11 protein-coding genes are annotated in these 10,556 nt (G+C 61.7%); 1 reads left to right on the top strand and 10 read right to left on the bottom strand.

From position 1 onward, the window contains the following. The first annotated feature begins 64 nt into the window (after nt 1–64). A protein-coding gene (locus SIN08_RS05235) for an IS5 family transposase (RefSeq protein WP_322450512.1) occupies nt 65–819 on the top strand; the annotation gives its coding sequence in 2 pieces (ribosomal slippage) (nt 65–398 and nt 398–819; 756 coding nt in all). Nucleotides 820–835: 16 nt separating this feature from the next. Here the strand turns inward: SIN08_RS05235 and SIN08_RS05230 are convergent. The 10 genes from SIN08_RS05230 to SIN08_RS05185 all read right to left on the bottom strand — a co-directional run bounded on the left by SIN08_RS05230 (nt 836) and on the right by SIN08_RS05185 (nt 10,555). Further along, the gene (locus SIN08_RS05230) at nt 836–1,561 is read right to left on the bottom strand and encodes a class II aldolase/adducin family protein (protein ID WP_322450511.1); all 726 of its coding nucleotides are present in this window, start codon (nt 1,559–1,561) and stop codon (nt 836–838) included. Next, nucleotides 1,558–2,823 (bottom strand): LysR family transcriptional regulator, encoded by a 1,266-nt coding sequence (locus tag SIN08_RS05225; RefSeq protein ID WP_322450510.1) that lies wholly within the window; start codon nt 2,821–2,823, stop codon nt 1,558–1,560. Before SIN08_RS05225 ends, SIN08_RS05230 begins: the two co-directional genes overlap by 4 nt. Nucleotides 2,824–2,864: 41 nt before the next feature. Further along, entirely contained in the window at nt 2,865–4,385 is a 1,521-nt protein-coding gene (locus SIN08_RS05220) for a tripartite tricarboxylate transporter permease (protein ID WP_322450509.1), read from the bottom strand. A 1-nt stretch (nt 4,386) separates the two neighbouring features. After that, nucleotides 4,387–4,839 carry a tripartite tricarboxylate transporter TctB family protein gene (locus SIN08_RS05215; protein WP_322450508.1) on the bottom strand — a complete coding sequence of 151 codons (453 nt, stop codon included), beginning with the start codon at nt 4,837–4,839 and terminating at the stop codon, nt 4,387–4,389. Nucleotides 4,840–4,908: 69 nt separating this feature from the next. After that, on the bottom strand, nt 4,909–5,874 hold the full coding sequence (locus SIN08_RS05210) for a tripartite tricarboxylate transporter substrate binding protein (protein ID WP_322450507.1): 966 nt from the start codon (nt 5,872–5,874) through the stop codon (nt 4,909–4,911). Nucleotides 5,875–5,892: 18 nt separating this feature from the next. Further along, a complete protein-coding gene (locus SIN08_RS05205) occupies nt 5,893–7,353 on the bottom strand; it encodes an aldehyde dehydrogenase family protein (RefSeq protein ID WP_322450506.1) in 1,461 nt (486 codons plus the stop codon). A gap of 81 nt (nt 7,354–7,434) precedes the next feature. Next, nucleotides 7,435–8,061: a malonic semialdehyde reductase gene (locus SIN08_RS05200; RefSeq protein ID WP_322450505.1), complete on the bottom strand. Its 627-nt coding sequence runs from the start codon at nt 8,059–8,061 to the stop codon at nt 7,435–7,437. A gap of 40 nt (nt 8,062–8,101) precedes the next feature. Further along, complete coding sequence (locus tag SIN08_RS05195) at nt 8,102–9,157, bottom strand: 4-oxalomesaconate tautomerase (RefSeq protein ID WP_322450504.1); 1,056 nt, start codon at nt 9,155–9,157, stop codon at nt 8,102–8,104. Then, nucleotides 9,150–9,824 carry a 4-carboxy-4-hydroxy-2-oxoadipate aldolase/oxaloacetate decarboxylase gene (locus tag SIN08_RS05190; RefSeq protein WP_322450503.1) on the bottom strand — a complete coding sequence of 225 codons (675 nt, stop codon included), beginning with the start codon at nt 9,822–9,824 and terminating at the stop codon, nt 9,150–9,152. Before SIN08_RS05190 ends, SIN08_RS05195 begins: the two co-directional genes overlap by 8 nt. Continuing rightward, the gene (locus SIN08_RS05185; protein ID WP_322450502.1) at nt 9,821–10,555 is read right to left on the bottom strand and encodes a PIG-L deacetylase family protein; all 735 of its coding nucleotides are present in this window, start codon (nt 10,553–10,555) and stop codon (nt 9,821–9,823) included. Before SIN08_RS05185 ends, SIN08_RS05190 begins: the two co-directional genes overlap by 4 nt. Between the last annotated feature and the right edge of the window lies 1 nt (nt 10,556).

Here is a 10,556-nt window from a genome sequence, read left to right as displayed (position 1 = left end):
CTAGGCTCAGGACCTATTAATTTGATGTGAGATGTGATTCACGGTCTCTGATAAGGAGGCCCTGATGAGTGATTTGTTTTTGCTGAGCGAACGGCAGATGGCGCGGATATCGCCGTACTTCCCGTTGTCGCATGGCGTTCCGCGGGTGGTCGACCGGCGTGTGGTGAGCGGCATTGTCTACGTGATCAAGAACGGCCTGCAGTGGAAGGATGCGCCCAAGGCGTATGGCCCACACAAGACGCTCTACAACCGCTTCATCCGCTGGAGCCGGCTCGGCGTGTTCGACAGGATCTTCGCAGCGCTGGCCGGCCAAGGGCCACAACCTGAGCGCATCATGATCGACGCCACCCATCTGAAGGCCCACCGCACGGCGGCGAGCCTGCTTAAAAAGGGGATGTTCCCCGTCGTATCGGGCGCACAAAAGGCGGGCTGAACTCCAAGCTGCATGCCATTTGTGATGCACAAGGCCGTCCGCTTATCCTGCTTCTGAGCGAAGGCCAGATGAGTGATCACAAGGGCGCCAGGCTCATGGTCGACGTCTTGCCGCCCGCTGCCAGCCTCATTGGCGACAAGGGCTACGACAGCAACTGGTTTCGCCAAACCCTCGCCGACAGGGGCATCGAGCCCTGCATTCCGCCGACCAAGAGCCGCAAGCAGCCGCTCGACTACGACAAGGCGCTCTACCGCCAGCGCCACAGAATTGAGAACATGTTCGGCAAGCGCAAGGACTGGCGGCGCATCGCCACGCGCTACGACCGATGCGCCCACACCTTCTTTTCGGCAATCTGCATCGCCGCAACGATCATCTTCTGGCTTTGATCAATGAGTCCTGAGCCTAGTCGGCGCAGCCGTTTTGCACCTGAGTCTCCCAAAGGGCCCAAGTGCGCAGGTTCTGCGCCGAATTGGTTTCGTCCGCCGCACTCGCCTCACCGGGCGTGAGGGCAGTGTATTCGCCCATAGACAGAGCCGCGGTCTGCACGCGGGCATTAACGTCGGTATAGACCGCCCGGAATACGGCGAGCCGGACGTCCGGGGCGACGACTGTCATACCGTGGCCGCGCATCAGGATGACGGCTTCGTCACCCAGTGTCCGGGCGAGTTCATCGCCCATCTCGCTGTTGCGGACCAGCATATCGCACCCTAGGTGCCCGTGGTCACGCACTTCGTAAACCGGGACCCTCGCACCCAGGAACCCGCTCATGTGCATTACCGGTTCCAGCGTGCTGCCCTTTGAGATCGAGAACGGCAGCACACTGGCAGTGTGAGAATGCACGATGGCGTTGACGTCAGAGCGATGGCGGTAGATCGAGGCGTGGATGAAGCGCTCGAGGAAAGGCCGGTGGCCCGAGTTCTCGACATCGTTGCCATCAAAATCAAGCCGCATGATGTCGGCACGGCTGACGAGCCCGGGAGCCATGTTGCGGGATATCAGAAAGGTCTCGGGATCTTCTGGATCACGCGCGCTGACATGGCCAAAGCCGTCCAAGATGTTCTTCATGAACAGGATTCGGCTCGCGGTCACGAGATCCCTCCTGAGATCGGGAGCGGGGTGTTCGGTCATAGGGCCTTCTTCTGTGAATCGTGAACAAGTCGGAGATGGTCTTGCTCGCCGTTGCGCTCGGCCTCCGACGGCAGATTGCAGACGATCCTGAGCTGGCGCATGAATTCGCTCTGCGGACGGCTCGGCTGCCAGCCGATGCGGGTGCTGGCGCCGATGGGCCGCTCGGTCTCGGGCAGATCGACATCGAGGATGGCGAGCTTGCCGACCTCCTCCTCGAAATGGACCTGGTGGCGCGAGAGCATAGTCAGCTGGTCGCCCCGTAGCAGCAGCCCGCGGATGACGCCTAGTGTGCCGATCTCGAGCAACCGCTTGGGTTGGGCTAGTCCACGGGTGGCGAAGGCCTCGTCGAAGAGCGCGCGGCTGGGCGAACGAGGCGAGTTCACGATCCATTGATAGTCGATCGTATCGGCCAGGGTCAGGTCGGTCTTCTGCTGAAGAGGGTGGCCCTTGCGCGCCACGACCGAGAGCGGGCAACACATCAGGAATTCCTCAAAGACATCGGGAACGCCATCCGCCCCCCGTAGCGCACCCACCATCATGTCGATGTCGCCATTTCTCAACAGGTCAAGGAGGTATTCGTAAGAACCCTCCTGAACATGAACGCGCAGATCGGGATAGATCCCGATCAGGCGGCTCAGGGCCTCGGGGACGATCTGGGCGCGCGGAAGGGGCATTGCTCCGATCCGCAGCGTACCCGATCGTTCGCCCCGCAATAGCGCTAGCTCCTCTATTCCCAGCTCGATCTCGCGGATGGCGAGCTTGGTGGCTCGTGCGAAGCGCTTGCCGTCGTCCGAAAAAACCACGCCGGATCGGGACTGCAGCAGGAGCGATCGGTGCAGCAGGAGTTCGAGCGAACGGACGGTGCGCTTGACCGACTGCACAGACACGCCCAGCGCCTCGGAGGCCATCATCCAGTCGAGCAGGTCGAACAGCACCGCGACCGCGATAAACTGGGAGGAAGACACGCGGTAGGCGTAGTCGGGGGACTCTACGCTGGGCTCTCCCGCGTCGATGACGCCACGTTCAAGGACTGCGAAGCATCGCTCGATCCGCAACACCAGCGCCTCGCCCGCCGGTGTCGGATAAGTGCCGGTCTTGTATCGGTTGAAGAGCTTGGATCCGCACTGCTTTTCGACCTGCCGGATGGCCAGGGTGACCGCTGGTTGCGAAAGGCGTAGCGCCTCAGCGGCCCCGTTCACGCTGTGGTACCGGGCGACAAGGGCGACAGCCCGCAGATGCCGTATGTTAGGCAGTTCAAACATGGTGCAACACCTTGTCTTCCCCTTCGCTCCCTATGTGGCGATCACCCGGCTCCGACCGACAGTTGGTTCCACCGATTTTTCCGGCGAAAGCCCCTGAGGCCGAGGATTAGGACCACCAGCGCAGCAACCAGGAATCCGGCGCTGATCGGACGTTCCACAAAAGTCATGGGATCTCCTCCCGAAATCAGCATCGCGCGTCTGAGGTTGTTTTCGAGAATGGGGCTCAGCACGACCCCAAGCAGAAGCGGCGCCGCAGGAAGGTCGAGTTTCAGCATGGCGTAGCCCAACCCCCCGAAGATCAGCACCAGCAGCACGTCGAACGGCGAATTGTTAACGGAGTAAACCCCAATGCAGACGAAGAACAGCATCGACGGGTAGAGGTATTTGTAAGGCACCAGCAGGATGCGCACCCAGACGCCGACCAGCGGCAGGTGAAGGATTACCAGGAAGATGTTGCCGATCCAGAAGCTCATCACCAACCCCCAGAACAGCTCGGGGTGATTGGTCACCACCTGCGGTCCCGGGGTGATGCCATGGATGATGAGGGCGCCGAGCATGAGCGCCATGACGGCGTCGCCAGGGATGCCGAGGCTGAGCGTCGGGATGAAACCCGCCTGCGCCGCTGCGTTGTTGGCCGATTCCGGGGCGACGACGCCCTCGATAGCGCCCTTGCCGAAGCGGTCGGGGTTCTTCGACCAGCGCTTTTCGAAGGCATAGGCAATAAAGGAGGCAATGGATGCGCCGGTGCCTGGCAGAATGCCGAAGGCCGCGCCAAGAACCGAGCCGCGTGCCATCGGGCCCCAGGAGGCGCGCCAGTCCTCCCGCTTCGGGTAGAGCTTTCGCCAGCTGTACTCGTCCTTGGAGACCGTGGTGGTACGAGCGCCGGCACCGATATTGTTGATGACCTCGGCCACACCGAAGAGGCCCATGGCGATGGCGACGAAGCTGATGCCCTCGGCAATCTCCAGGAAGCCGAAGGTGAAGCGGAGCCGCCCGGTTTCGAAATCCGAGCCGACGGTGCCTATGAGAAGGCCGAGAACCACCATCGCGATGCCGCGCACGGGCGAGCCCGCGGAGATCGTGGAGGCGGCGATGAGGCCGAGAACCACCAGCGAGGCATATTCGGCGGGGCCGAAACTGAGGCCAACGCGAGCCAAGAGCGGTGTGGAGATCATCAGCAGGATGATGGCGAAGGTGCCGCCGACAAAGGAGGCGATCGTGGTTATGAAGAGCGCCACACCCGCCCGCCCCTTCTGCCCCATCGGATAACCGTCGAGACAGGTGACCGCGGCAGCCGACGAGCCAGGCAGGTTGAGCAGGATAGCCGCGGTGGAGCCGCCGTAGGTCACCCCGTAATAGATGCCGGCAAGCATCACCAAAGCGGTTGTCGGCTCGACATAGAACGTGACCGGCAGCAGGAGCGACACCCCCGCCAGAGCCCCGATCCCGGGCAGAGTGCCCACCAGCGTCCCGAGGAGGACGCCGAGAAAGCAGAACAGGAGATTTTCCGGCGTGACCGCGACCTGCAGTCCGAGAGCGGCGTTGGAGAAAAGATCAAACATTTCAGAGCCAAATGAAAGCTTCGAGCGGCAGCCGCAACCCGAAGACGAAGACGAGATAGGCAAGTACAGCGAGGACGGCTGCGAGGCCGAGGGTGCCGATAGGTTCGAACGGCGGTTCAGCCAAGCGCGAGATCAGCGTCAACGCAAAGACGGCCGGAACCAGACCGAGCGTGTTAAGAGAGATAGCGAAGGCAGCGATCCCTCCGAAAACAGCCAGAGCGCCAAGCCATTGCTCCCGTGTCGGCGCTTCCGGCGGTGCGAAGGAAGTGAAGATCATGATCAGACTGAGGGCCATGAGCAGGAGGCCCAGGAGGAACGGGAAGGCCCCTGCCCCAAGGTGGAGGAATTCGCCGAGTCCATAGCGAGTGGCACCTATATAGGCCGCGGTCCCACCAACGAGGAACAGCACTGCGCTGCTGACTAAGTGCCTCGCACTCAGAGTGAACCTATCCACGTGTGCTCCTCTGCATGGCTGATTACTCAGCGGGCGACCTCGAAGGGCGCCCGCGTTGTTGATTGAAAATCACTCGATCCGCAGGTCCAGCGCCGTGGCGCGCTCGCGCCATGACGAGACCTCGCCAGAGACAAAATCCGCCGTCTCCGCCGCATCGAGAGTCTGGATCGTGTTGCCCAGGGTCTCCAGTCGCTCGGCGACCGCCGGATCGGCGATGACCTCGTTCACAGTTGTATTGAGCGTGGCAACGATCTCGGGATTGGTTCCCGCCGGGACGAAAAAGCCAACCCAACTCTGCGCGACGAAGTCATCAAACCCGGATTCCGAGTAGGTCGGGCAGTCGGGCGCGATGGGCGTGCGTTGCGGGGAAGCCACCGCCAGACAGTTTAGTCCGCCGCTCTGGAATTGCGCGGCGATTGCCGGAATGGTTATCGCGGTGGCGCCAACCTGCTGGCCGAGCACAGCGCCTACTGCTGGAGCGCCACCCCCGAAAGGCACGTGAATGGCCTTCACGCCTGCCAGCTCGGATAAGAAGTAGCCTGCTGCGATGTGCGAACCCGAACCCACGCCAGCCGTTGCATAGGTGACGGCGTTTGAGCCAGCATAAGACAAGAATTCTTCAAGACTTTGTGCGGGGAATTCCGGGTGGACAGCCAGAACCTCGGGGGCGGCGACAGGCACCGCCACAGGAGTCAGATCGTCCATGCTGTATTCGAGAGATCCGTAAAGCGTCTGATTGATGGCGACGGAGGTGGTCGTCGCCAGTATCGTGTAACCATCCGCTTTGTCACGGCTGACGGAAAGGGCCGCCACGTTGCTTGCTGCACCAGGCTGGTTTTCCACCACGACAGGCTGGCCCAGCGTGGCGCTCATTCTCTCCGCAATGATGCGGGTTACCGTGTCGGCGAATCCGCCTGCGGAATAGCCCACCACGATCGAAATTGGCCCTTTCGGATAAGACTGCGCCTGAACAGCACCCACGCCGACAGCGAGTGCACCGATTGACGCGGCAACAACAGCTGCAACCTTTCTCATGTCTCCTCCCCTTCAACCTTACTTCATGCGGATGTGAACGTTCTTTTCCTGCGTAAAGGACAGCAGCTCGGACAGGCACTCCTCACGCCCAATCCCTGATTGCTTAAACCCGCCGAACGGTGTGCCGAGAAAATGCTTCGACACCTCATTGATCCAGATGAATCCGGACTGTGCGCGGCTCGCGGTGCGATGCGCCATGTTCAGATCGTTGGTCCAGATCGAGCAGGTCAGCCCGTATTCGACCGAGTTCACGTCCTCCATCATGCTTTCCCAGTCGCTCCACTTAAGGATCGACAGGATTGGTCCGAAAACCTCCTCGGAAGCGATCCGCATCGACTGCTCGACACCGTGGAAAACCGTCGGCTCAATGAAGAAACCGTTCTCCAGCGCGGGATCGTCAGGCCGCTTGCCGCCACAAAGCAACTTTGCGCCCTCTTTTTTGGCGATCTCGATATAGGAGAGCGTCTTGTCGTACTGGGCCTGACTGACGAGCGCCCCCATGGTGGTGTCCGGGTCAGTCGGCAGGCCCGGCTTATGCCGCTTGATCTTTTCAGCGACCCGTTCCAGCACCGCGTCATGAATGTCCGCGTGAAGGAACGCTCGACTCGTCGAACCGCAGGACTGCCCGCACCAGATGAAATTCATCCCGGCCACCACACCGTCAGCGACCTCTTCGGGATCAGCGTCGGGGAAGCCTATCAGGGCGTTCTTGCCGCCCAACTCCAGCAGAACAGGTTTGAGCGTGTCAGAGGCCGACTTCATCACCGCGCGCCCGGTTGGAACGCTTCCGATGAGCGTGACGACGTTGACATCCACATGGGTGGACAGAGCCTGGCCCACCTCGGCGCCGCCGGTCAGCACGTTGAAGACGCCGTCAGGCAGCAGACCACCAATCAGCTCGGCCAGCCGCAGCGCTGACAAAGGCGCCTGCTCCGGGGGCTTCATGATCACCGCATTGCCTGCCGCGATCGGTGCCGCCGCCTTGGCAGCCGTGAACATGAACGGGTGGTTGAAGGCGACGATCCGGGCCACCACGCCGAAGGGCTGGCGGGTGGAGAAGTTTACGACATCAGGCCCCATGGGAATGGAGTCGCCCTTCATCTCGGTGACGAGACCGGCGAAGAACTGCCACTGTGCCGCCGCGTTGGCGGCGTCGCGCGACATCTCGGCCACCGGGTTTCCACCGTCGGCGGCATCAATCAAGGCAAGTTCGCGGCCATGCTTGGCGATGATCCTAGAAACCTCACGCATGATACGCGCGCGCTCTAGCGGTGCCGTAGCGGCCCATATCTTGAAGCCCGCCCGCGCTGCGAGCACTGCCTCGTCCACATCGGCGGCGCTGCCGAAGGCGAACTTGCCGATGACTTCACCAGTGGACGGGCTGCGTGTCTCGACGATCGTTCCGCCGAGGGTGTCGTGCCAACCGCCCCCATAGAATTGACCCTCCCTGGTGGGCAAGGCCAGACCCAGATCGTTCATACGCGTCTCCTCAGTATTCTCACTTGTTCTGCCAGAGGTCCGCCCCTCGCTGCCAATATGAAAGCGGCAAGAGGTTATAAGTTAAGCGATGTGGCAGACTTCGTCGAAGGTAAAGCGATACTGTCTGGGGAACAGAACGCTGGGGTTCCCGTAGCCAAGATTGATAAGAAAGTTCGACTTGACGTTTGTACCGGCAAAGAACTCGTCATCGACAACATTGTGGAGGAACCCCGACATCGGGCCACAGTCCAGTCCCTTTGCCCGCGCCACGATCATGAAGTACGCCGCCTGCAGGGTGGCGTTACGGAAAGCGGCGCGGTAGGCGAGATCCGGATCCTCGCGATAGGCCGCGATACGGCTTGTCGCATAGGGCGCGAGCCGGTCAAAACTCTCAAAGAACTCAAGATCAAAGCCAGTGATTGCCGTGACCGGAGCGGCCATCGTCTTATCAACGTTGCCGGGTTTCAGCCCCTTGAGGAGTCGCTGCTTGGCTGCCTTCGATTTCACAAAGACAATGCGCATGGGGGAGCCGTTGGTGCTTGTGGGGCCCATTCGGGCAACATCCCAGATCTCGCGAAGAAGATCGTCGGGGACCTCCCTGTCCTGCCAGGCAAAATGGGTCCGGGCTTCGAGAAAGACGGTCCGTAATGTGTCTTGATGCGGGTCGCCCGCCAGCGTTTCAGCCTGTGGCTGCCTATCATTCAACATAAGGATAACCGTGTCGCTTGTATAAGTTCCGTGCCGGACGTCAGGAAAAGATGCGCCCTTCCATGAGCTTGCGCGCCGTTCGAAGCACGCCGCTGCTCTCGACGTTGCCTTGGGCATCGCGGTTGACCACCACGCCGAAGGCGCCGGTGGGATGTTCAATGTCGAGCGTCACGCTCTGGCCGTCCGGAACCGACGCGACCTCACGTGCTGGCCCGTGAGGGAGGAGACAGGCCGTGCCCACGCTAACCGCAGCAAGCACGCCAACCGCCTTGTGAACACGGTGGGGAATGAAACTGCGTGTACTGATCGTCCCACCACGTCTGGGCGTACTCACCAACGTCATCTTGGGTACAGACTGCTCGGCTACGTCCCCCAGATTCATCAATGGGCCGGCGGCCCTGCGGATGACCTCAAGCCTGACCTTGAGCGGCTCGTTCTCCTCAAGCGCCTCGGGCGTCTCGGCACCGGCAAGGCCGAAGGCGGAGGCCGCCATGATGACGCAGGGCATACCGTCGTCGATCAGCGTGCAAGGCACGCCCTCGATCTCATCCACCGCGTTGCCGGTGGGCAGGAGCGCCCCGCAGGTCGATCCGGATGTGTTGCGAAAAACGATTGGCACTGGGGCGGCTGTTCCGGGAACGCCGTCGATGCGGGCGTTCCCCTCGTAGCTCACCCGCCCATCCGGTGTCGCAACGCTCGCCACCGCGATCTGTCCGGTGTTGACCATGTGGATTCGCACGTCTGTCGTCTGGCCAGCGACCGGGACCAACCCGCGCTCAAGCGCGAAGGGGCCGACCCCGGCCAGGATATTCCCGCAGTTCTGACTCTCGGTGACAATCGGCTGGTCGACAAACACCTGCAGGAACAAATAATCAACGTCGGCGTCTCCTCGCGTCGGCGGCCCGACGACTGCGACTTTCGATGTTAGGGGGTCGGCACCACCCATGCCATCGATCTGTCGCGGGTCGGGCGTGCCCATAACGCGCAGCAGGAAAGTGTCTCGCTCGCCAGTGTCCAATGGCAGTTCACTGGCGAGGAAATATCCTCCTTTCGACGTGCCGCCCCGCATCCACATGACCCTGACGCCATCAGACATATTTCAGCCCCTTCTCGGACAGCCGCGCGCGCATGTCGTAGATGTCGAGGCCCAGCTCCCCCGCAGCGAGACGCGCGCGTTTGTTCTCCTCCGCGTCGAGACGTTTGCGGGCCTTGGCGAGCACCTCCCTGGCTTCCTCGTGCTGCACGATGCAGACGCCATCATCATCGGCCACGACGATGTCGCCCGGCCGCACATAGGCGCCCGCGCAGACTACCGGCACGTTCACCGAGCCCACGGTCTCTTTCACGGTACCCTGCGCATGGACCACCTTGGACCATACGGGGAAGCCCATCGCCGTCAGGTCCTTCACATCACGCACACCCGCGTCGATGACCAGGCCCCTGCATCCCCCCGCCATCGCCGAGGTGGCCAGCAGATCGCCGAAATAGCCATCATCGCAGGGCGATGTGGGTGCAATCACCAGGACATCGCCTTCCTTCAATTGCTCGATGGCGACATGCACCATCCAGTTGTCACCCGGCGGAGCAGAAATGGTGACGGCGGAGGCGCCGACCATCGCGCCCGCATAGATCGGCGTCATGTAGGGAGCCATCAGGCCCTTGCGGCCCTGCGCCTCATGCACTGCGGCCACGCCGCATTCACCAAGGGCGGTAACCAGCGCGAGGTCGGCACGTTCGATGTTCTGGACGACCATCCCGCTCATACCAGCGTATCCAGGGTGCGGGGAAAGACCGACTGGAAGCCTTCCGCATAGCGAATGTCACGACCGCCTGATTGTCCGCCCGAGTTCCGACGGAAGTGGTTGCCACGGTTCTCGGCTACGTTCTCGTAGAAATGCCACAGATGCTCCTGTCCCTGCATGGCCCGGATCGCAGCCCATTTCTTCTCCCAGACCGGTGTGATGTCGAGGAAGACATCGGGCTTCCATTCCATCTGCTCGGTCTGGTGCGGCTCGAACAGGTAAACCTGTGGCGCGCCCAGCACCTTCTGCCCCGGATTGTGGCCCCAAGCCTGCGCGATCATCCGCGCCTCCAGCGCCACCTGCGTCGCATACATGTGGTCGGTGTTATAGGGGTCCCACTTGGAATGGCTGAACATGATGTTCGGCTGCACCTCGCGGATGATGTCAACCAGCTTGAACATCTCTTCATTTCGCAAGCGCAGTGGATAGTCGCCAAAGTCCATGAAGCGAATGTCGGAGATACCAAGCGCCTTAGCGGCATTCTCGGCCTCGACCTGGCGTGCGGCCTTGACCTTTTCCAGCGTCATCCCCTCCTGCTTCCACAGCTTCGCGCTTTCGCCGCGCTCGCCATAGGACAGGCAGACAACGGTCACCTCCACCCCCTGCTCCTGGTGCAGCGCGATCGCGCCACCGCAGCGCCAGACGAAGTCGGCCGAATGGGCGCTGATGACGAGGGCTGTCTTGTCAGCCATA

Origin of the sequence: Chelativorans sp. M5D2P16, assembly GCF_034427935.1 — a bacterium.
Taxonomy (GTDB): domain Bacteria; phylum Pseudomonadota; class Alphaproteobacteria; order Rhizobiales; family Rhizobiaceae; genus Chelativorans.
Note: the sequence above shows the minus strand (reverse complement) of the source record. Positions and strands in the feature narration are given on the sequence as shown.